Annotated in this window: 19 protein-coding genes and 1 riboswitch; of the genes, 4 read left to right on the forward strand and 15 right to left on the reverse strand. The window is 58.8% G+C overall.

From position 1 onward, the window contains the following. Positions 1-78: 78 nt before the first annotated feature. The 12 genes from Q0I19_RS00940 to rfbA all read right to left on the reverse strand — a co-directional run bounded on the left by Q0I19_RS00940 (position 79) and on the right by rfbA (position 14,464). Positions 79-834, reverse strand: coding sequence for an exodeoxyribonuclease III (locus tag Q0I19_RS00940; RefSeq protein ID WP_294759480.1), 756 nt, complete (start codon positions 832-834; stop codon positions 79-81). A 15-nt stretch (positions 835-849) separates the two neighbouring features. After that, entirely contained in the window at positions 850-2,211 is a 1,362-nt protein-coding gene (locus tag Q0I19_RS00945; RefSeq protein ID WP_294759481.1) for an MATE family efflux transporter, read from the reverse strand. A 131-nt stretch (positions 2,212-2,342) separates the two neighbouring features. After that, complete coding sequence (locus Q0I19_RS00950; RefSeq protein ID WP_294759483.1) at positions 2,343-3,335, reverse strand: ABC transporter permease; 993 nt, start codon at positions 3,333-3,335, stop codon at positions 2,343-2,345. A gap of 2 nt (positions 3,336-3,337) precedes the next feature. Next, the gene (locus Q0I19_RS00955) at positions 3,338-4,441 is read right to left on the reverse strand and encodes an ABC transporter permease (RefSeq protein ID WP_294759485.1); all 1,104 of its coding nucleotides are present in this window, start codon (positions 4,439-4,441) and stop codon (positions 3,338-3,340) included. After that, complete coding sequence (locus Q0I19_RS00960) at positions 4,438-5,982, reverse strand: ABC transporter ATP-binding protein (RefSeq protein WP_294759486.1); 1,545 nt, start codon at positions 5,980-5,982, stop codon at positions 4,438-4,440. Before Q0I19_RS00960 ends, Q0I19_RS00955 begins: the two co-directional genes overlap by 4 nt. Positions 5,983-6,102: 120 nt before the next feature. Continuing rightward, the gene (locus Q0I19_RS00965) at positions 6,103-7,437 is read right to left on the reverse strand and encodes a BMP family ABC transporter substrate-binding protein (protein ID WP_294759488.1); all 1,335 of its coding nucleotides are present in this window, start codon (positions 7,435-7,437) and stop codon (positions 6,103-6,105) included. A 314-nt stretch (positions 7,438-7,751) separates the two neighbouring features. Beyond that, a complete protein-coding gene (locus tag Q0I19_RS00970) occupies positions 7,752-8,333 on the reverse strand; it encodes a folate family ECF transporter S component (protein ID WP_294759489.1) in 582 nt (193 codons plus the stop codon). 91 nt (positions 8,334-8,424) lie between these two features. Beyond that, positions 8,425-8,525: riboswitch (THF riboswitch) on the reverse strand. A gap of 73 nt (positions 8,526-8,598) precedes the next feature. Next, complete coding sequence (gene asnB / locus Q0I19_RS00975; protein WP_294759491.1) at positions 8,599-10,179, reverse strand: asparagine synthase B; 1,581 nt, start codon at positions 10,177-10,179, stop codon at positions 8,599-8,601. 430 nt (positions 10,180-10,609) lie between these two features. Beyond that, positions 10,610-11,548, reverse strand: coding sequence for a hypothetical protein (locus Q0I19_RS00980; RefSeq protein WP_294759492.1), 939 nt, complete (start codon positions 11,546-11,548; stop codon positions 10,610-10,612). A 46-nt stretch (positions 11,549-11,594) separates the two neighbouring features. Next, on the reverse strand, positions 11,595-12,659 hold the full coding sequence (rfbB, locus tag Q0I19_RS00985) for a dTDP-glucose 4,6-dehydratase (protein ID WP_294759493.1): 1,065 nt from the start codon (positions 12,657-12,659) through the stop codon (positions 11,595-11,597). Between the two features lie 3 nt (positions 12,660-12,662). Further along, the gene (gene rfbD / locus Q0I19_RS00990) at positions 12,663-13,565 is read right to left on the reverse strand and encodes a dTDP-4-dehydrorhamnose reductase (protein WP_294759495.1); all 903 of its coding nucleotides are present in this window, start codon (positions 13,563-13,565) and stop codon (positions 12,663-12,665) included. 14 nt (positions 13,566-13,579) lie between these two features. Next, a complete protein-coding gene (gene rfbA, locus Q0I19_RS00995; RefSeq protein ID WP_294759497.1) occupies positions 13,580-14,464 on the reverse strand; it encodes a glucose-1-phosphate thymidylyltransferase RfbA in 885 nt (294 codons plus the stop codon). A 303-nt stretch (positions 14,465-14,767) separates the two neighbouring features. On the opposite strand from rfbA, the gene Q0I19_RS01000 reads away from it, so the two are divergent. From Q0I19_RS01000 to Q0I19_RS01015, 4 genes are all read left to right on the forward strand, one after another. Beyond that, complete coding sequence (locus Q0I19_RS01000; protein ID WP_294759498.1) at positions 14,768-15,103, forward strand: hypothetical protein; 336 nt, start codon at positions 14,768-14,770, stop codon at positions 15,101-15,103. Positions 15,104-15,172: 69 nt separating this feature from the next. After that, positions 15,173-16,090 carry a class B sortase gene (locus Q0I19_RS01005; RefSeq protein ID WP_294759500.1) on the forward strand — a complete coding sequence of 306 codons (918 nt, stop codon included), beginning with the start codon at positions 15,173-15,175 and terminating at the stop codon, positions 16,088-16,090. Between the two features lie 73 nt (positions 16,091-16,163). Continuing rightward, a complete protein-coding gene (locus Q0I19_RS01010; RefSeq protein WP_294759502.1) occupies positions 16,164-16,385 on the forward strand; it encodes a PC4/YdbC family ssDNA-binding protein in 222 nt (73 codons plus the stop codon). A gap of 8 nt (positions 16,386-16,393) precedes the next feature. Next, on the forward strand, positions 16,394-16,990 hold the full coding sequence (locus Q0I19_RS01015) for an HD domain-containing protein (protein ID WP_294759504.1): 597 nt from the start codon (positions 16,394-16,396) through the stop codon (positions 16,988-16,990). Between the two features lie 56 nt (positions 16,991-17,046). On the opposite strand, the gene Q0I19_RS01020 is transcribed toward Q0I19_RS01015, so the two are convergent. From Q0I19_RS01020 to Q0I19_RS01030, 3 genes are all read right to left on the reverse strand, one after another. Then, positions 17,047-18,024: a hypothetical protein gene (locus Q0I19_RS01020; RefSeq protein ID WP_294759506.1), complete on the reverse strand. Its 978-nt coding sequence runs from the start codon at positions 18,022-18,024 to the stop codon at positions 17,047-17,049. Positions 18,025-18,065: 41 nt separating this feature from the next. Further along, complete coding sequence (ftsZ, locus tag Q0I19_RS01025; protein WP_294759508.1) at positions 18,066-19,301, reverse strand: cell division protein FtsZ; 1,236 nt, start codon at positions 19,299-19,301, stop codon at positions 18,066-18,068. Positions 19,302-19,517: 216 nt separating this feature from the next. Beyond that, complete coding sequence (locus tag Q0I19_RS01030) at positions 19,518-20,771, reverse strand: UDP-N-acetylglucosamine 1-carboxyvinyltransferase (RefSeq protein WP_294759511.1); 1,254 nt, start codon at positions 20,769-20,771, stop codon at positions 19,518-19,520. Positions 20,772-20,810 lie beyond the last annotated feature (39 nt).

Consider the following 20,810-nt stretch of genomic DNA (forward strand, 5'->3'; position numbering starts at 1 on the left):
TGTTTGTTGCCTTCTGTATATGAATACGAATCCCCCGCGCCGTTTTTTGCAACGCGGGGGATATTATTTTGATTTTTTTTACAGCGGCATTTCCAGCAGTACGGGGCAATGGTCGCTGCCCAAGATCGGCATCAGGATATCCGCCTTTTCAATTTTGTCGGCAAGGCGGTCGCTGACAAGGAAATAGTCAATGCGCCAACCCGCGTTGCGCTCTCTGGCGCGAAAGCGCATACTCCACCAGCTGTACATCCCGGTATCGGTGGGGTGCAGATGGCGGAAGCTGTCGGTAAAGCCGGCAGCCAGCAGCTCGTTGAGCTTGCCGCGCTCCTGATCGCTGAAGCCCGCCGCGCCGCGGTTGGGGCCGGGGTTTTTCAGGTCGATATCCTCGTGCGCAACGTTCAGATCCCCGCAGACGATGACCGGCTTGTCGGCATCCAGCTTTTGCAGGTAGGCGCGCAGGTCGTCCTCCCACTGCATACGGTAGTCGATGCGCGCCAGCTCGTTCTGGGCGTTGGGGACATAGAGGTTGACAAGGTAAAAATCGGGGTATTCCAGCGTGATGGCGCGTCCCTCGTGGTTGTGCAGGTCCTGCTCCAGCCCGTAGCGCACCGACAGGGCGGGCGTTTTTGCCCAGATCGCCGTGCCGGAGTAGCCCTTTTTGTCGGCACTGTAAATGTACTCGGTGTAGCCGGCGGGGGCAAAGTCTGCCTGGCCGGGCTGCATCTTGGTTTCCTGTATGCAGAAAAAGTCGGCGTCCAGCGCATTGAACTGCTCCTCAAAGCCCTTTTTCAGGCAGGCGCGCAGACCGTTGACGTTCCAGCTGATAAATTTCATAGGTTCCTCCCACAATCAGGCGGCCAGCTTGCGGGCAGCCTGTTTTTTCCACGCGCCGCTCGCAAAGCGGGCGATAAAGCAAATCGAACGGCAGACCCAGTCCACGATCATCGCCCACCATACGCCCAGTGCGCCCCAGCCCAGCTGCACGCACAGCACCCAGCTGAAGCCCATACGCCAGACCAGCATCGAGATGATGGAAACCAGCATCGTAAAGCGCACATCGTTGGCGGCACGCAGGGCGTTGGGCAGCACAAAGCCGATGGGCCAGAGCAAAATGCCCATACCGCAGTGGATGAGAACCAGCGTGGCGGACAGGGCGCGGGTTTCGGCGCTCAGGGTATACAGATTCAAAATGGGGTTCAGCGCCAGCAGAATGGCGGCGTTGCTGAGCCCCTGTGCGACATAGTCCCACAAAAGCAGCTTTTTGGTGTAGTGGACGCACTGCTCAAAATCCTGCGCACCGACACAGCGCCCCACAACGGTGATCATTGCAAGGCACATCGCATTGCCGATGATGCACCCCGCGCCGTCCAGATTGTTGGCCACGGCGTTGGCGGAAATATGCACCGTGCCGAACAGCGAGATCATCGACACGACCAGCACGCGCCCCAGCTGGAACAGGCTGTTTTCAAAGGCCGAGGGTACCCCGATGCGCAGGATATTTTTGGCGGTGGAGCGCTGCAAATGGGTGACGGAATAGGGCGTGATCTGCAAAACATAGTCCGGGCGCGCCGCCAGCAGCAAAATGACGATGGCACCCACGGCGCGGGAAATCAGCGTCGGCACGGCAACGCCCGCCACGCCCATTTTCAGCACGAACACGCAGAAGGCGTTGCCGCAAAAGTTGATGGCGTTGACAAGGAAGGAAACCTTCATCGACACGGCGCTGTTGCCGGTGGAGCGGAAAATGGCAGCACCCGCATTGTACAGCGCCAAAAACGGGAAGGACAGCGCCGTGATGGTAAAGTACAACAGCGCCGCCTGCATCACGTCGTCGGCAATGGTGCCGAACAGCAACCGCAGCATAGGGGCGCGGGTCAGCAGGCAGAACACCGCCACGCCGCTGCCCAGCAGAGCACTTAACCCCACCAGCTGCCCGGCGCTGCGGGCGGCATCCTCCGGCTTTTTGGCGCCCAGATACTGGCTGGTGACCACGGCACCGCCGGTGGCCAGCGCGCCGAACACCGTGATGATGAGCATGTTGATCATATCGACCAGCGACACGCCGGAGATGGCGGCCTCCCCTGCCGAGGAAACCATCATCGTGTCCGCCATGCCGACCAGTACGTTCAGCGCCTGTTCGATGATCAGCGGCCAGAGCAGTGTCAGCAGCTGGCGGTTTGTAAAAATCTTCTCTTTTTGTAACGGCTGCATAGCAGCGATCCCCTCTTTACTTATAAAAAATTCCACAAACTTTCCCAGTATATATCCAGTATAGCACCATCCCCCGCGCTGCGCAACAAAAAAATGCCCACGGAAAGCCGCAGGCATAGGTTTTGGGGAAATCAGCGTTCCTCGCGGAAGTAGGCAAGACCCAGATGGGCGGGAGGCTGGTTCTCTTTTTTCTTGTGCATGGATACCACGATCAGCACCACGATGGTGACCACATAGGGCAGCATCTGCACAAGGTCGGTCATATAGATGGCCATCTTGATGCCCAACAGGCTGGGCAGGAACTGGTACAGCCAGTACAGCATACCGAACAGATACGCGCCCCAGATGGCGTTGAGGGGCTTCCATGTGGTAAAGATGACCAGCGCCACAGCCAGCCAGCCCAGCGCCTCAATCTGGCCTGTGGTTGCCCAGATGCCCTGGTTGTAGTCCAGCACATAGTACAGACCGCCGATGCCGCAGATGCCCGCGCCGATGCAGGTCGCCAGATACTTGTACAGCGTGACATTGATGCCCGCTGCGTCGGCGGTGGCGGGGTTTTCGCCCACGGCGCGCAGGTTCAGACCCGCGCGGGTGCGCGTCAGGAACCAGTGCAGCACGATGGCCAGCACGATGGCGGCATAGGCAAGAAAGCCATAGCTGAACACCGTGCTGCCCAGATCGCCCAGACCTGACAGAACGGGAATTTTGGCGGCAAACGCCTTGTTGGCAACGGGGGCGGCGGAGTAGCTGGCACCGTTCAGAATGAACACGCCGAAGAAGTTGGCCACACCCATGCCGAAGGTAGTCAGCGCCAGGCCGGTGACGTTCTGGTTGGCGCGCAGCGAAATGGTCAGAAAGGCGTAGATCAGGCCGCCCAGCATCGAGGCCACAATGGCAAAGAACAGGGCAATCAGCACGCTGACCGCGCCGTTGGGGTTGGGTACGCTGTTTTCGTACGCCCAGGCGCTGGCAAACCCGGCAAAGCCGCCCAGATACATAATACCGGGCACACCCAGGTTCAGGTTGCCGGATTTCTCGGTCAGAATTTCGCCCAAGGCGCCGTACATAATAATGGTGCCGAAAGGAATGGCACGCATGATCCATGCAACTAAGCTGCTGTGCATAATTACTTGCCCTCCTTATGTGCGCCGCGGGGAATGACGCGGTAGTTGATAAAGAACTCGCTGCCCAGAATAAAGAACAGGATGACGCCTGTGATGATATCGGCGGCGTACTCGTTCAGCGAGTAGGCGGAGGCGATCTCGGAAGCGCCGCGCTCCAGGAACACGAGCAGGAAGGAAATCAGTGCCATCGAGAAGGTGTTGAACTTGGCAAGCCACGCCACAATGATGGCGGTAAAGCCGCGTCCGCCCGCCGAGGTGGTGGAGATGGTCTGATCCTTGCCGGCGACGATCAAAAAGCCGCACAGGCCGCAAATCAGACCCGACAGCATCATCGTGCGGATGGTGACCTTGCGCACATTGATGCCGGCGTAGCGGGCGGTGTTTTCGCTTTCGCCCACAACGCTGATCTCATACCCCTGCTTGAGGTATTTCAGGTAGCCGTACATAGCGAACATCAGCACGAACACCACAATGATGTTGATGGTGTAGCGCTGCCCCAGAATAATGGGGAACCAGCCCGCCTTGGTGGCTTTGTTCAGCGTGCCAAGGCTGGATGCCTGACCGCGCATAATGTTGGTGACGCAGGCCACAATGCTGGTGGCAACGTAGTTCATCATCAGGGTGAACAGGGTTTCGTTGGTGTTCCAGCGCGCCTTGAACCACGCGGGCACAAACGCCCACAGCGCACCGGCGGCCATACTGCCGATGGCCATGGCGGCAAACAACAGCGGGGCGGGCAGGTTGCTGCCCAGATACACCATGATCAGGGCGGAAGCAAGACCGCCGACGAGGATCTGCCCCTCGCCGCCGCAGTTCCAGAAACGCATCTTGAAGGCGGGCGCCAAGGCAATGCCGACGCACAGCAAAATGGACAGGTCGCGCAGCATCCAGTTAAAGCGGGTGGTGTTGGCAAAGGTGCCGTTCCACATAACGCCGTAGACCGAAAGCGGGTTCAGCCCGGTGACAAAAAAGATAAACAGGGCGTCCACGACCAGTGCCAGCAAAATGGCGACGGCGCGCACCAGAATTTTTTGCGGCAGCGTGGTGCCCTCGCGCTTGGCAATGCGCAGCAGCGGCTCATGCAACGCGGTTACGGTTTGGCTCATACTTGCTCCTCCTCTGCCAGACGGGTCATGCGCAGACCGACTTCCTCCTTGGTGGCCTTGCGGCCGTCCAGAATGCCGTTGACCTTGCCGCCGCAAAGTACCAGGATGCGGTCGCACAGCTCCAGCAGGACGTCGAGGTCTTCACCGACATAAATAACTGCTACACCGTTCTTTTTCTGCTCGTTCAGCAGGCGGTAGATGGTGTAGGAGGTGTTGATGTCCAGCCCGCGCACAGCGTAGGCGGTCATCAGCACAATGGGGTTGGCGGCCAGCTCGCGGCCGACCAGCACCTTTTGCACGTTGCCGCCCGACAGGCGGGAGACGGGGGTGTTCAAATCGGGGGTAACAACACCCAACTCGCGCTGAATGGTCTCGGCCAGATCGTGCGGGGTCTTGCGGTCCACCAGCGGGGAACTACCGCTGCCGTAGCTTTTCAGCATCATGTTGTCGGTCATGCCCATGGAGCCGACCAGCCCCATGCCGAGACGATCCTCCGGCACGAAGGACAGGTGGATGCCCGCCTCGCGGATGGCCTTGGGGGTCTTGCCCACCAGTTCAATCGGCTCATCTTCTTTTTCGGGGGCAAAGAACTGAATGGCTGCCGACGGCTCGACAGGCTGCAAACCGGCGATAGCCTCCAGCAATTCCTTCTGGCCGTTGCCGGAAATGCCCGCAATGCCCAGAATTTCACCGCCGTACACGGAAAAGCTGGCGTCGTCCAGCACGGTGATGCCGTCGGCATTGCGCACGGTCAGGTTGCGGATGTCCAGACGCTTTACACGGTCGACAGGCTCGGGGCGCTCGATGTTCAGCTCGACCTTTTCACCGACCATCATCTCAGTCAGCGTGGCCTCGGTGGCGTCCTTGGTGTCAATATCGCCCACATACTCGCCCTTGCGCAGAATGGCCACGCGGTCGCTGATAGCCAGCACCTCGTGCAGCTTATGGGTAATGATGATGACCGCCTTGCCGTCCGCCTTCATATTGCGGATGACGGCAAACAGGCGCTCGGTTTCCTGCGGGGTCAGAACTGCCGTGGGTTCGTCCAAAATCAGAATATCGGCACCGCGGTACAGCACCTTGACGATCTCCAGCGTCTGCTTCTGGCTGACGCTCATCTCGTAGACCTTCTGGTCAAGATCCAGCGCAAACTGGTATTTTTCGCAGATGGCGCGGGCCTTGTCGTGGACCTTTTTCAGGTCAAACTTTTCGTTGCCGCCCATCGACAGGGCAATGTTTTCGGTGGCGGAAAAAACGTCTACCAGCTTGAAGTGCTGGTGGATCATGCCGATGCCCAGGTCCAGCGCGTCGCGGGGGGAACGAATGGTGACAGGCTCGTCGTTGACGTAGATGTCGCCCTCATCGGGGAAATAAATACCCGCGATCATATTCATCAGGGTGGTTTTGCCGCTGCCGTTCTCGCCCAGCAGGGACAAAATCTCGCCGCGGCGTACCCCCAGCGAAACATCCTTGTTGGCCACAACGGAACCAAAGGTCTTGGTAACGTGCTCCAAGCGTACAGCGTATTCGGTCTGCGCCATGGTTGCAGGCTCCTCTCGTTTTTTGTCGTTATATCGTAGGGAAAGAAAACATCGTATACAACCGCCAAAAGGGAAGGCTGCGAACTGGCGCAGCCTTCCCTTTTATTACGGCGTTAGGAATTAAGCAACAGGCTCGGTGTCCTCAACAATGCCGTCAATGCGCAGGGTGAAGTAGGGGGCGGCGCGCAGCTCGCTCTCGTGGAAGTAACCGTCAGAGACAGCTTCCTTGGTCTCGCCTGCGTAAACAGCAACGGGAGAACCGGTGCTGAAATCGTAGTAGGTCAGATCGATGGGGGCAGACTCAACAGCCTTGCCGTCCACGGTGAACTTGCTGGTGTCAAAGACATGCAGGGTGCCGTCCTTCAGGGCAGCCTCGACCTCGGCGACCTTCTCGGCAGTGCCCTCGGCAACCTCGGGGCCCAGATCGGTGATGGCGACAGCGCCGTCCTCGTAGCCCTTAGCCCAGTCCTGCGGGATGCTGCCGGCGGCAGCGCCCTCGAACAGCTCCTTGTAGCAGACAGACCAGACGTTGGTGGCGGAGGTCAGAGCAGCGGTGGGGGCGGTAGCCAGCATATCGATGTTGTAACCGATGGAGTAGCAGATGGTGCCGGCGTCCTTCTTCTTCTGGGTGGCGGCGGGGGCACCGGTGGAGTCGGCGTGCTGGCCGATGATAACGGCACCGTTGGAGATCAGAGCCTCGGCGGCAGCGCCCTCCTTGTCGATGTCGAACCAGGAGTTGGTGTACATGACTTCCATCTCGACGTCGGGGTAAACGCTCTGCACGCCGAGGAAGAAGGCAGTGTAGCCGGAAACGACCTCGGCATAGCCGAAGGCGCCGACGTAGCCGATCTTGACCTTGCCGTCAGCGGTGAAGCTGTTGGGCTGGGTCTCGGGGGTCAGGGTGCCGGACTCGACCAGCTCCTTGACCTTCATGCCGGCAACGACACCGGAGACGTAGCGGCTCTGGTATACGGAGGTGAAGGCATTGTAGAAGTTGTCCAGGTCGGAAATGGCAGCAAAGTCGCCGGTCATGGCAACAAAGTTGACATCGGGGTACTTCTCGGCTTCCTCAACCATGTAGGTCTGGTGGCCGTAGGAGTTGGAGATGATCAGGTTGCAGCCCTGACCGACCAGGTCCTCGGCGGCATCGGTAGTCTCGCCGCCCTCGGGAACCTTATATTTCCAGACGATCTGGTCATCGCTGATGCCCAACTCGGCAGCGGCTTCCTTGATGCCGTTGATGTGAGCGGCGCTGTAACCCTCGGTCTCGTCGCCCAGTACGATGGCACCGATCTTCAGGCCGGCATAGGCGTTGTCAGCATTGTCAGCATTGTCAGCAGCGGCGGTACCGTTGCTGCTGGCGGCAGCAGAGCTGCTGCCGGAAGCGGTGGAACCGCAGGCTGCCAAGCTGAACACCATAGAGGCGGCCAGCAGAATGCCCATCAATTTCTTCATGTGTGTTTTTCCTCCCTAAAAAGCGTAAAACGGTTGCGGTAAACACCCTCAATGTGTCTACCCTTGCAAGAAAAACAAAAAATGCGTCCTTACCTGCTGTGACATTGCCGCAACAGGACGCATTTCTGTTTGCCTCACGGTGTATATTGTAAACGTTTGATTTTGGGTTTTCAATGGATTTTACAGATTTGGAAAAAGTTTGGATAAAAACGGAAAATTCGTGAATATTTTGTAAAAACAATGGGCATTACTCACAATAAAAAAAGGCAGAAGTCATACTTCTGCCTATATTTTTCGGTGAAAAGTATGACTTTTCACCCGCGTTTGTGCAAATATTTGCGGTCGAGACCCATGCGTTCAGCTGCAGTAAGCGCCGCCCACATCAAAAACACCTCGATGGGCAGCATCGTCGTGTTCTTGATAAAGCCGCTGGTGGCGTAATAGACGTAACCCTTGCCGTACAGCATGGCCTTCCACACGCTGCCCAGCAAAACATTGCTGCCGTAGTTGATGATAAGGCGCACCGCGATAATGCGCAGCAGCGTGGGGCGGCGCTTATACAGCAGCACACCGTAGATCAGCCCCGACAAAACGGCGGTGACGAGATACCCCGGGAAATACGGCTCGCCGTAACCCGCCAAAAGAAAGCCGACCGAGTCGATGATGCCGCCGGCAATCATGCCGACCACGGGGCCGTAGTAAGCGCAGCCCAGCGAAACGACCACAAAGCTGAAATAAATTTTAAGGCTGGGGCCTAAGATATAGACGGGAAAGCTCTCCAGCACGATGGCCATGGCGCACACCAGGCCGGAAAACGCCAGCACGCGGACGTTGCGAAGCTCTGCCCTGGCGCTTTGCCAGTAAGCGGCAGAAAGGACGGACGGATTTTGCTGCATAAAAAATACCTCCTCATTTTACGCGGCTTGCCGCATAAAACAGGAGGCAAAAGAGTGTGCACGGGCACACCCCCGTTGCACTACATCATGCAGCAGTGGGATGCGAAAACCGTACCGCAGGCGCGTTTTGCCTTTCGTCCTGCCACAACTCCCCGTTGGTCAGGCACTTTACGCACGGTTCTCTACTCTGCGAAAATTGTTCGGACAGCGTTTGGCTGTCCTATCCAATTATTATACATAAATTCCCAAAAAATGCAAGTGCTTTTTACACACCGCTGGCACCGTAGTTGGCCAGCACGCGGGCGCTGGGGTCGCTGACGTCGCAATGCGGCCATGCCTTGTTGGGCATCCAGTAGCCGGCGATCATCTGCGCCTGACCGGGGTAGTATTTTTCAAACAGCTCGCGGTACAAAAGGCTTTCCTTGGTAAAGGGCGGGCACCAGCGGTAGCGGGCGGCTTTTTCGGCAAAGTCGGCGTCAGTGTACAGACTTTCGGCGTACTCCTTGATGTCGTCCACCATCGAGTGCCCCACCGCATCGCTGAAGGCCGCTTTCTCGCGCCAGAGGATGCTTTCGGGTAGCCAGTCGCCCTCAAATGCTTTGCGCAGCAGGTACTTGCCCTTGCCGTAGGTGTTCAGCTTTTTGGCGGGGTCGATCGCCATAACGTAGCGCACGAAATCCAGATCGCCGAAGGGTACGCGCGCTTCCAGACTGTTGACGCTGATGCAGCGGTCGGCGCGCAGCACATCGTACATATACAGTTCGCGCAGGCGCTTCTGGCTTTCGGCCTGAAATTCGGCGGCGGACGGGGCAAAATCGGTGTACTTGTAGCCGAACAGCTCGTCGGAGATCTCACCCGTCAGCAGCACGCGGATGTCGGTATTCTCGTGGATGTACTTGCAGACCAGATACATACCCACCGAGGCGCGGATGGTCGTGATATCCCAAGTGCCCAGCAGCGCCACGACGCTTTCCAGCGCGTCCAGCACGATATCCTTGTTGATGATGACCTCGGTGTGGTCGGCGTGCAGATAGTCGGCAACCTGCTTGGCGTATTTCAGGTCGATGGCGTCCTCGCTCATACCGATGGCAAAGGTGCGGATGGGTTTGCCCAGCTTTTTGGCGGCGATGGCGCACACCAGGCTGGAATCCAGCCCGCCGGACAGAAGAAAGCCCACGGGGGTATCGGCGTCCAGCCGCTTATCGACACCGGCCACCAGCTTTTCGCGGATGTTCGTCAAAATCTGCGGCAGTTCGTCACGGCTGAAAGCGGGGGTGTCGGCAATGTCGCAGTAGCGAACAAATTTGCCGTTGCAGTAGTAGCAGCCGATGGGAAACGGATAAATTTCCCGGCACAGTCCCACCAGGTTTTTAGCCTCGGACGCAAAGGCGATGCAGCCGCTTTCGCTGTAGCCGTAGAACAGCGGGCGGATACCGATGGGGTCGCGCGCGGCAATGACCAGCTTTTTGCGGCTGTCGTACAAAATCATGGCGAACTCGGCGTCAAGATGGCGGAACATATCCAGCCCGTACTTGTAATACAGCGGCAGAATGATCTCGCAGTCCGAGTCGGAGGAGAAGGTGTAGCCCTCTTTTTCCAGTTCTGCCTTGACAGGACGGAAACCGTACAGTTCACCGTTGCAGACTACGCAATCCTTGCCGCGGAAAAACGGCTGCATTCCCTCAGGTGTAAGCCCCATGATGGCCAGACGACCAAAGCCGAGCCAGCCGAACTCGGTCTTTTCGACGCGTTGGTCGTCGGGACCGCGGCTTGTGGTGCGCAGCAGATACTCCGTAAATTTTTCTTTGGGCAGATCATGCCCGACATAGCCCATAACACAGCACATAGATGACACTCCTTTTCCTTTTCTTACCCCGCGAACGGCAACAAAAAAGACAGCCCATTCGCCCTACGATTAGGACGAATCGCTGTCTTGGATCCGCGGTGCCACCTAAATTACCGCAGCCGAAATAACGGCATACGGTCACTTTTCCGTACACGTTCACCTTTGAAACGCTGCCGCTGTAACGCACGGCCTACGGCGCCCCTACTGCCTTTTGCGGGTTCAGTTTGCAGCTGACAGGTGTTCTTTCGCGTGCCGTTTCCGTCCGGGCTTACACCAGGTGTCCGGCTCTCTGTGCGGCATGGGCACGGTACTTTTCCTGCTCATCGCTTTTAATGGGTAAAGAATAGCACCATTTTGCCGCCGTGTCAATAGGAAATTGCAAAAAAATCAAGGCTCTCCCCTTTCGGGAAGAGCCTTGAAATTTTTCGTTTTACCCTACGCTGCTTGTGCTGTCGGACGCGGTATCCTCGGAGGTCGTGCTCTCAGCCGTTTCCTCCTCAGAGGTTGCGCTTTCGGGGGTCTCCTCCCCTGCCGCATCGCTGTCGGCCGAGGTGGCGCCCTCCTCCTCCGCAGGGGCGGACGAGGCGTTCATCTGGTTTTCCAGAATGACCTGCACATCGGGCAGGGTCGTTGCCGTCGGGGTCGGGGTGGGCGTGGCGGCTACTTTCATTTCGCTGTCCCGCAGGGCGGTCAGGCACCACTGGCGCTTGGCGTTGCGGGTAAATACATAGTCCATGTATTTGGTCGGCTCGGTGGGGGCCGTCAGCGAAAGCTCACCGTTGTCGTTGTTGAACGCCGTGGGTACATAGCCGACGGTGACAACACGCTGGCGGCCGCTGGTCTTGATTTTTTCCACAAGCGGGGTGTACTGTGCCACAGAACCCGTAACGGGCACCAGATAGCACTGTTTTTCCTCGTTGTACTGATAAATAAACTCCGGGGTCTCAAAGGAACCCACCGTCACGTTTTGGGCGTAATCCGCCCCCAGCAGGTTCGTAATATAGGTGTCGATCTCCAGCTTGGGCAGCATGACAGAGCCGGTGTCGGCGTCGCGTTCATACTGATCCAGACCCAGGCCGTCCTTTTGCGCCCGGTACACGGTGCCCCAAATGGCAGCCTGCTTAAACACACTCTGATCTACGGTGCTTACGTCGTCAAAGGTCACAGGGTCCAGCATGACCATGCCGTACAGCTGATCTGCGTATTCATTGCGCAGGTCGGAATCATCCAGCAGGGTACGCACACCGGTGACACCCCAGCCCACCACCGTAAGCAGGCCGATAAACACCAGCAGCAGGGCCACAGCGCCTAAAATCTGCCGTGCCAGGCGGCGGCTGTTGCGGGTTTGTTCTTCTTTATAATTTGCCATAGTTTGTTAGCTGCTCCTTTGGGGAAGATGCGTTTTACGGGAAAGATTACTTGTTTTTGTACATCTGCTCGTAGTATTTCTGGTAATCGCCGCTGGTGACATGGGCCATCCAGTCGGGGTGGGCCAGATACCAGTCGATGGTCAGGACGATGCCCTTTTCAAACGGAGTTTCGGGGTACCAGCCCAGATCCTCCTTGATTTTGGTGGGGTCGATGCCGTAACGGCGGTCGTGACCCAGACGGTCGGCAACGTGGGTAATCAGCTCCTCGCTGATGCCCTCGTCCTTCAGGCGGTCGTGCAGCTGGGCAATGACCGTTTTGACGATGAAGATGTTGGGGCGCTCGTTGTGGCCGCCGACATTGTAGACCTCGCCGTCCTTGCCGCCTGTTGCAACCATGTCAATGGCCTTGCAGTGGTCCATAACGTACAGCCAGTCGCGGATCTGCATACCGTCACCGTAGACGGGCAGGTTTTTGTGCTGCTGGGCGTTATGGATGAGCAGCGGGATCAGCTTTTCGGGGAACTGATACGGGCCGTAGTTGTTGGAGCAGCGGGTGATGTTCATCGGCATACCGTAGGTATCGTGGAATGCCTTGACGAACATGTCGGCGCTGGCCTTGGAGGCGGAGTACGGGCTGTGCGGGCACAGCGGGGTGGTCTCCATGAAGTAACCCTCGGCACCCAGGGCGCCGTAGACCTCGTCGGTGGAAACCTGCAGGTACTTTTTGCCGTCCTTCCAGGTCTTGGCGTCGGCATCATACCAGGCGTCCTTGCAGCATTGCAGCAGGTTGACGGTGCCCAGAACGTTGCTCTCGACGAAAATTTCAGGGTTCTTGATGCTGCGGTCAACGTGGCTCTCGGCCGCAAAGTTGATGACATAGTCGGGGTCATACTTGGCGATCAGCTCGGTGACCAGCGCCTTGTCGCAGATATCGCCCTGCACAAAGATGTGGCGGGCGTCACCCTCGACGTCCTTGAGGTTTTCCAGGTTGCCGGCATAAGTCAGCTTGTCCAGATTGACAAGGCGGATATCCTCGTACTTTTCCAGCATGTAGTGGACAAAATTCGAGCCGATAAAACCGGCGCAGCCGGTGATCAGGTAAGTTTTCATAGTTTATTCTCCGTTCCAGTTGGCAAAATAGTCCTTCAGCGCTTCGCGCCAGTCGCGCATTTCGTCCCCTACCGTGCAGCGCAGCATACGGTTTTCCAGCGCGCTCCACGCGGGGCGGCGGGCGCTTTCGGGGTGGGCGGCGGCATACTCGTCGCTGGTGCAGGGCAGCACACGGCAGGAAAGCCCTGCCTCCTGCATGATGGCGGCGGCAAAATCATACCAGCTGCACACGCCGGTGCCCGTGCAGTGGTAAACGCCGTAATCGTGGCTGACTGCCAGCTTTAAGATGTGGTAAGCCAGATCCACCGCATTGGTGGGGTTGCCCAGCTGGTCGTTGACGACGGTGATCTCGTCGTGGGTTTGTCCTAAGCGCACCATGGTCTTGACAAAGTTCTTGCCGTAGTAACCGTACAGCCATGCCGTGCGTACAATAAAGTGGCGGCGGCAGAAACGCTGCACATACTGTTCGCCCAGAAGTTTAGTCTGCCCATAGGCGGAAATGGGCGCAGGTACGCAGCATTCGTCCAGGGGGATGCCGCCGTTGGCGGTACCGGGGAACACATAGTCGGTGGAAACATGGATCAGCCTTGCGCCGATCTTTTCGCACGCCAGGGCCAGGTTGCGCGGGCCGAGGGCGTTGACCTTAAAGGCGGCATCGCGGGCGGTTTCGCAGCCGTCAACGTTGGTGAACGCCGCGCAGTTGATGACGGTGTCGGGCTTATGGCGGCTGATGTAGTTGATGGTGGCCTCGCGGTCGGTGATGTCCAGATCCTCCACGTCGACAGCGATGACAGTGGCCTTTTGCAGGCGCATCGGCAAGGGGCCCAGGGCGCAGTGCTCATCGGCGAGCTGATGCTGCAGCTCGGTGCCGAGCTGGCCGTGGCAGCCGGTAATCAAAATTTTCATACAAATGCCTCGTATCAGTATTGCAGCTTATCCTCGGCCACATTCTTCAGGTGCTGGCCATAGGGGGATTTTCCGTAGCGGGCGGCGCTTTCCAGCAGCTTTTCCTTGGTGATCCAGCCGTACTTGTAGGCGATCTCCTCCGGGGCGGAAATCTTGATGCCCTGGCGTTTCTCGACAGTCTGCACAAAGGCGGCAGCCTCGACGAGGGAATCCATCGTGCCGGTGTCCAGCCAGGCGTAACCGCGGCCCAGCAGCTGCACGTCCAGCTTGCCGGCGTCCAGATACATCTGGTTCAGGGTGGTGATCTCCAGCTCGCCGCGGGCGCTGGGCTTGACCTGCTTGGCCATCTTGACGACTTCGTTGTTGTAGAAGTACAGGCCGGTCACGGCGTAGTTGCTCTTAGGCTGGGCGGGCTTTTCCTCAATGGAGGTGGCGCGGCCGTCCTTGTCAAAGGCCACAACGCCGAAACGTTCGGGGTCGTTGACAAAGTAGCCAAAGACCGTGCTGCGGCCTGCGGCGGCGTTGGCGGCGGCATTCTTCAGCCGTTTGGAGAAACCCGCACCGTAGAAGATATTGTCGCCCAGAACCATGGCGCAGCAGTCATCACCGATAAATTCCTCACCCAGGATAAAGGCCTGAGCCAGGCCGTCGGGGCTGGGCTGCACCTTGTACTGCAGGTGCAAGCCGTACTGGCTGCCGTCCCCCAAAAGCGCCTCAAAGCGGGGGGTGTCCGTGGGGGTGGAAATGATCAAGATATCCTGGATGCCCGCCAGCATCAGGGTGGACAGCGGATAGTAGATCATGGGTTTGTCGTACACGGGCAGCAGCTGCTTGGATGTGACCATCGTCAGCGGGTAAAGTCTTGTGCCGGCACCGCCGGCAAGGATAATACCTTTCATCGTAACATCTCCTTTTATATTATATCCGTGCGCGCCGCCCATCCCACGGGGCATAATCTCACACAATAATAAATGTATTATACCGCATTTGCTGCTTTTGCGCAAGGGGAAATCTGTGCGGAGCCGCTGCAGCGTGCCAAATTTGGGAATGGATGGGTTGTCCGCTTGACGCGGGCGGCAAACTGTGATACAATACGTTTAATGTAAATTGCGATGGTGTGTGATTCCGCCATTTCGGATAGATTTTTTCGGCTTGTTTTGGCCTTTTTCCTGACAAATTGTAAAGTAAGGAGGCGTTTTCGTTTGAGACGCTTTTTGTGTGCTGCGGCGCTGATTGTCGTCGTGGTTCTTTTTGCAGCCTGCGGCATGATGCGGGGCGAGAACGTCCCCCTGCAAACTGCCACCCCCACCGGCACGACCTCCCGCAGTGAGAAAAACGACACCGTAAAGGTGGATGAGACCGCCGCCAAGGTGGAGATCGTCACCGCCAACGGCAGCCGCACAGAGCCGCAGGCCACGGCCGCCCCGCAGGAAGTCGAAACGCCCGAAACGGGGGATTTCCCGGTGATGTACCTGTTGGGGGCCACGGGGCTGATTTGCTTCTGCTCTGCCGGGCTTTTGATGCTGCGCCGAATCTGATCTCAAACGCCCTTTGGGGCGTTTTTTGTTTTATCTGCACGAGTTTTATCTGTCTGAAAGGAGGCTGCCATGGCAAAGCGTTACCGCAAGCTGCGGGGTGACAGTGCCTACTATCCCTTTGCGGCGCGCACGGCGCTGCGCACAAAGCAGCGCCGACGTGCGGGGCTGCTGCAGGTCGTGGGTGTGGCTGCCTTGGCCGCCGCAGCCGTACTGGCCGTGCGGCAAACGCTGCTGCACGACGGATTGCCCACCCCGCCGCCTGCCGTGCAGACACCTGCGCCCCTGCCCGATACTGTGACGGTGGCGCCGCAGGCGGCCACCCGCGATGTGCTGGCCGACACGGACGCGGCCGATGCCGCTGCGCACGAGGCCCCCGAAGCTGCCGAGGACGTGACGGCGGGCAGTGATATCCTGCCCGCCTACCGCGACCTGTACGAGCAAAACCCCGATCTGATCGGTTGGCTGCGCATGGACGGCATCGACCTGCCGGTGATGCAGACCCCCGACGACAACGAATATTACCTGCGCCGCGGCTTTGACCGCTACTACGCCGTGGGCGGCACGCCGTTTATGGACGCTAACTGCTGCGTGACGCCGGGCTATGCCACAGCCAACTGGCTGATTTACGGGCATAATATGGCGGACGGCGCGCGCTTTGCGCCGCTTTTGCAGTATCGCGACGAGGCCTTTTACCAGGCGCACCCGACCTTTACCTTTGACACGATCTATGAGCCGGGCACCTGGCAGGTGGCGGCAGTGCTGGACACCGCCCTGGGGCAGGATCCCCTGCCCTACTACACCTTTTTTGACGCAGACACCCAGCTGGAATGGAAGCAGCGTGTGCAGGCCATCCTGGATCTGAGCCTGTATGATACAGGCGTACAGCCGCAGTACGGTGACCGGCTGCTGGTGCTTTCGACCTGCGGTGACACTGCCTTTGGCACCGACAAGCGGTTTGCGCTGCTTGCCGTGCGGGTAAATTCTTGATTATCTCTTGCATTTTGCCGCCAAATCGGCTATGATGATGCAGTAGATTATTATGGAAAGTGAGTTTTGAACCATGGCAGAATTTACCTATGAAATTACCGAACGCATCGCCGTACTGAGCACCAACGCCCGCGGCTGGGAACGCCAGCTGAATATGATCAGCTGGAACGGCGCTGCCCCCAAATATGATATCCGTGACTGGTCCCCCGACGGCAGCCGCATGGCCAAGGGCATCAGCATGACCGCCGAGGAACTGAAGGCTTTGAAGGATATCCTGAACGAAATTGAACTGTGAGGTCCCCTATGCCGGATTATCATGCCCAGTTTGTGGAAATTTACACGAAAAACATCACCCGCCCCGGTGCAGACCGACTGCTGAAATGGCTGGAAACGACCGACTTCTTTACGGCGCCGGCCTCCACACGGTTTCACGGTGCCTGTGAGCAGGGCCTTGTGATGCACAGCATCAATGTGTACAATGCCATGATGCAGCATTTTTACACCGAAGGCGAAAACGCCGAAAGCTATGCCATCTGCGGCTTGCTGCACGATTTGTGCAAGGCGAATTTTTACAAGGTGGGCACCCGCAACGTCAAAAACGACGAGACCGGCCAATGGGAAAAAGTGCCGTTTTATCAGGTGGCTGACCGGCTGCCCTACGGCCACGGCGAAAAAAGCGTGTATCTGATCGAACATTTTATGCGCCTGAAAACCGCCGAGGCCATTGCCATACGCTGGCACATGGGCGGGTTTGATGATGCCGTGCGCGGTGGCAGCTTTGCCGTAAGCGACGCCTACAACACCTACCCGCTGGCCGTCAAGCTGCACATTGCAGACCTGACCGCCACCTACCTGCTGGAGCAGGGCACCAGCAATGTGGAAAACGGCCACGCAAAATAACCGCATACAGAAGCAAAGACCCCCGCAGCGTTCGCTGCGGGGGTCTTGTTGCTGTGTTATTTGTTATTCTGCTCGTCCAGGCGGTCGATTTGATCCTGCAAAAGCTGGGAAACCGGGCGGCGGTTGTTGCGCAGACGGTTGGCAGGCTTGGGCTGCGGTTTTTGGCGTACAGGCTGCGCCTGCGCCTTGACGCGGAACTGCTTAGTCTCCGGCTTGTCCGCTGCGGCCGCAGGCTGCGGGGCGGTGTTGGAAGCATCGGTTTCCGGTGTACCCTGCGCGTAATCCCGCATTTGGGTGCCCAGTTCCTTCAGCTCGGACTCGGTTTCGTCCAAAGCCTGATAAATCGTTTGGGTCAAGCCGTCCAGATCCAGCGTGGCAGCGGCCAAACGCTCGTCCACACGGGCCAGACGCTCACGCACCAGCATGACACCTGCCGCAATGCCGCGTGCGTTTTCCGCCATGCGGGTCTTGCGCTGCTCGGCCTGCTGCTGCAATTCTTTTTCGGCGCTGTCGGCATACAGCTTGGCATCCTGCAAAATTTTACGGGCCTCCAGCTGGGCGCTGCGCACAGCGTCGGGCGTGGGGGTCTGGATGGCTGCATTCATCTGGCGCGAGGCCGCCAACTGCTGCTGCAGGGTCTCGGCCTGCTGCTGCAGGTCGTGGCATTTCAGCTGCCACATGTTGGCGGATTTCTGGCTTTCCTTCTGGCTGTCACGGTAAGTATCTGCCTGACGCTGCACTTCCTCCAATGTCTGGGTCAGCTCGCGCTGCTTGGCCTCGGCGGCGTCGGCGCGCTGCTCGGCGGCAGCCAGCCGTTCCTGCAGGGAGGCAGTCTGCGCATCGGTGCCGCTGTGCGCATGGCCCAGGGCATCAATGCGATCCTGCAAAGCCTGCAGCTTTTGCTGATATTCCAATTCCTGCTGCTGCGCCTCGTTGGCGAGGGTGTTCATGTAAGCCAGGACGTCATTTTTGTCAAAGCCGAACAGACTGGAACGGAAACCCTGTTCCTGAATATTCTTCGGTTCAGACGCCATGACTTTTCACATCCTCTCGGGGCAGAATTTCCTTTGTCAGATCAGGAACGCTTGTTCAAGATGCTGAGCAGATCGTTGAAGTAATCGCCGTCGTCCTCCTCCTCAACGGGGGCAGCGCTCGGGGCGGAAACAGGGGTGTCCACGCCGGTGCTGAAGCTCTGGGTGAAGATGGGGTTGGGCATAACGGGGTTGATGGTGGGCTTGGCTGCGGCGGGCTGCACGGGCGCAGCGGGCTTGACAGGCGCGGCAGCCTGCACGGGGGCGGCTGTCTGGGTGGTTTTGGCGTCCATGTGAGCCTGGATGGGGGCATCCACCTCGGGGGTGCTCTCAAAGCCGGTGGCCACGACGGTGATGCTCATCTCATCGTTCAGGCGCTCATCAAAAGCGGTGCCCCAAATGATGTTGGCATCGGGGTGGGCAGACTGGGTGACCATGGAGGCGGCAGTCTCGACATCATCCAGGCCGATGTCGGGGCTGGAGGTGATGTTGATGATGACACCGCGCGCACCGGCGATGCTGGTCTCCAGCAGGGGGCTGGAAATGGCAGCCTTGGCGGCATTTTCGGCCTTGCCGGCACCCTTGGCGACGCCGACGCCCATGTGGGCAAAGCCGGCGTCCTTCATGATGGAGCGCACGTCGGCGAAGTCCAGGTTGATGAAGGCGGGGATGTTGATCAGGCTGGAGATACTCTCGACACCCTGACGCAGAACGTTGTCGGCAGCCTCAAAGGCGTTCATCAGGGTGATGCGCTCCTGGCTGATGAGCTTCAGGCGCTCGTTGGGGATAACGATCAGAGAGTCGACGTGCATCATCAGGCTGGCGATACCCTGCTCGGCCAGGCTCATCTTGCGCTTGCCCTCAAAGGCGAAGGGCTTGGTGACGATGCCGACGGTCAGGATGCCCAGGTCATGGGCAGTCTCGGCCACGACAGGGGCAGCGCCCGTGCCGGTGCCGCCGCCCATACCGGCGGTGATAAAGACCATCTGGGCACCCTTCAGGGCGTTGGAAATTTCGTCCTTGCTCTCCTCGGCAGAGCGCTGGCCGACCTCAGGGTCGGCACCGGCGCCGCGGCCCTTGGTGAGCTTGGCGCCCAGCTGAACCTTCTGGGTGGCCTTGGAGTTGAGCAGAGCCTGCTGGTCGGTGTTCATAGCGACGAACTCGACCCCGGACAGGCCGGACTCCACCATGCGGTTTACAGCGTTACCGCCGCCGCCGCCAACACCGATAACCTTAATGTTGGTCACATTTTGCATTTCTTCGTCGAGTACGAAAGCCATGAGTATGTCCCCCTAAAAGTATTTATTGTTTCATGGGAAAGCAGATGAACGGCCACAAATGGGCACACTGCTCCGTATTTTTTGTATATAACTGATTATTAGAATACCAAATTTTCCTGTCAATTTCAATAGCTAAGAGAAATTTTCATAAAAAATTACCTGTTTGTGCTCCGCAGGCGGGCAAAAAAACCGCCAAAAACCACAAAAATGCACTTTTTATCGTATATATGCGCCCAAGGCAACCAGATGTCCGGGCAAATCGGTATAGCCGCGCGCCAGATGCCCCGCATCGTGCAGCAGCGTTGTGCCCTCGGCTGCCAGGGCGGCCAACAGCAAAGCGGCCCCGCCGCGCAGGTCGGGGGCTTCGACCTCGGCACCGTGCAGCCGTGCGATGCCCTGTATTTGCAGCCGTCTGCCCTGCTCACTGCAAACCGCCCCCATGGCGGCAAAGCCTGCGGCGCAGGCAAAACGGCGGGCAAACAGGGCGTCGTAGATTTCGCTCGGCGCATCGGCCTGCAGAAGTACGGCGGCGGCCAAAGGGGCGGTGTCGGTGGCAAAGGCCGGCCAGGCGTTGGCGCACAGGCTGTGCCCGCCGTGCAGCGGCACAGCTGCATCGCGGCGCAGGGTCACTGAATGATCGCCGCAAAAAATTTCAACGCCGCATTTGCGCAAAAATGCCAGAAATGCCGCATAGTATCGGGGGCTGCAGTGCGCAACGGTCACCTCTCCCCCGACACAGGCCAGCGCGGCGGCATAGGTGGCGGCGGCGATGCGGTCGGGCATGGGGGTGTAGGCCGTGCCCATCAGCGGTCTGGCCCCCTGTATGACCAGCGTGGGTGTGCCCGCGCCTTGGATATCCGCCCCGCAGCAGGTCAAAAACCGTGCCGTATCGGCTACCTCCGGCTCACAGGCAGCGCCCCGCAGCACGGTGGTGCCCACGGCACAGCAGGCGGCCATCATCAGGGTCAGCGTGGCACCGACACTGGGCAGCCGCAGCGTGAAATCCGCGCCGCGCAGCCCGTCGGCGGCACGCAGTGTTGCGGCGTCCCCCTCCAATTCGACCGCGGCACCCAGCGCGGTAAGCCCTGCCAAATGGATATCCACCGGACGCGGCCCAAGCCGACAGCCGCCGGGCAGCGGCAGACGCACCGTCCCCGTGCGGCAAAGCAGCGGGGCCAGATAAAACACCGAGCTGCGCATCGCGCCGGACAGTCGGGCAGGAATCTGCCCGCACAGCGGGGTGTCGGCGCACAGCACAAGGTCGGCTCCGCGCCGCTGCACATCAGCGCCCACGGCCCGCAGCAGGGCGATGCTGGTTTCGACATCGGCCAGGCGCGGCACACTGTGCAGCGTCACGCGCCCCCGACACAGCAAGGCGGCCGCCATCAGCGGAAGTACGCTGTTTTTTGCAGATTCCGGGCACACAGTCCCCTGCAGGGTGCGCCCGCCCGTGATGATGATAGTCTGCATACACTGCCCCCGTTACACAAAGTCATTACCCATGTATAT

The sequence above is a fragment of the uncultured Gemmiger sp. genome, assembly GCF_934561205.1.
In the GTDB taxonomy this organism is placed as follows: Bacteria; Bacillota; Clostridia; order Oscillospirales; family Ruminococcaceae; genus Gemmiger.

Coding starts and splice junctions, on each gene's coding strand:
- Q0I19_RS00940 (WP_294759480.1), bottom strand. CDS start 834: ATGAAATTTATCAGCTGGAACGTCAACGGTCTGCGCGCCTGCCTGAAA.
- Q0I19_RS00945 (WP_294759481.1), bottom strand. CDS start 2,211: ATGCAGCCGTTACAAAAAGAGAAGATTTTTACAAACCGCCAGCTGCTG.
- Q0I19_RS00950 (WP_294759483.1), bottom strand. CDS start 3,335: ATGCACAGCAGCTTAGTTGCATGGATCATGCGTGCCATTCCTTTCGGC.
- Q0I19_RS00955 (WP_294759485.1), bottom strand. CDS start 4,441: ATGAGCCAAACCGTAACCGCGTTGCATGAGCCGCTGCTGCGCATTGCC.
- Q0I19_RS00960 (WP_294759486.1), bottom strand. CDS start 5,982: ATGGCGCAGACCGAATACGCTGTACGCTTGGAGCACGTTACCAAGACC.
- Q0I19_RS00965 (WP_294759488.1), bottom strand. CDS start 7,437: ATGAAGAAATTGATGGGCATTCTGCTGGCCGCCTCTATGGTGTTCAGC.
- Q0I19_RS00970 (WP_294759489.1), bottom strand. CDS start 8,333: ATGCAGCAAAATCCGTCCGTCCTTTCTGCCGCTTACTGGCAAAGCGCC.
- asnB (WP_294759491.1), bottom strand. CDS start 10,179: ATGTGCTGTGTTATGGGCTATGTCGGGCATGATCTGCCCAAAGAAAAA.
- Q0I19_RS00980 (WP_294759492.1), bottom strand. CDS start 11,548: ATGGCAAATTATAAAGAAGAACAAACCCGCAACAGCCGCCGCCTGGCA.
- rfbB (WP_294759493.1), bottom strand. CDS start 12,659: ATGAAAACTTACCTGATCACCGGCTGCGCCGGTTTTATCGGCTCGAAT.
- rfbD (WP_294759495.1), bottom strand. CDS start 13,565: ATGAAAATTTTGATTACCGGCTGCCACGGCCAGCTCGGCACCGAGCTG.
- rfbA (WP_294759497.1), bottom strand. CDS start 14,464: ATGAAAGGTATTATCCTTGCCGGCGGTGCCGGCACAAGACTTTACCCG.
- Q0I19_RS01005 (WP_294759500.1), top strand. CDS start 15,173: ATGGCAAAGCGTTACCGCAAGCTGCGGGGTGACAGTGCCTACTATCCC.
- Q0I19_RS01010 (WP_294759502.1), top strand. CDS start 16,164: ATGGCAGAATTTACCTATGAAATTACCGAACGCATCGCCGTACTGAGC.
- Q0I19_RS01015 (WP_294759504.1), top strand. CDS start 16,394: ATGCCGGATTATCATGCCCAGTTTGTGGAAATTTACACGAAAAACATC.
- Q0I19_RS01020 (WP_294759506.1), bottom strand. CDS start 18,024: ATGGCGTCTGAACCGAAGAATATTCAGGAACAGGGTTTCCGTTCCAGT.
- ftsZ (WP_294759508.1), bottom strand. CDS start 19,301: ATGGCTTTCGTACTCGACGAAGAAATGCAAAATGTGACCAACATTAAG.
- Q0I19_RS01030 (WP_294759511.1), bottom strand. CDS start 20,771: ATGCAGACTATCATCATCACGGGCGGGCGCACCCTGCAGGGGACTGTG.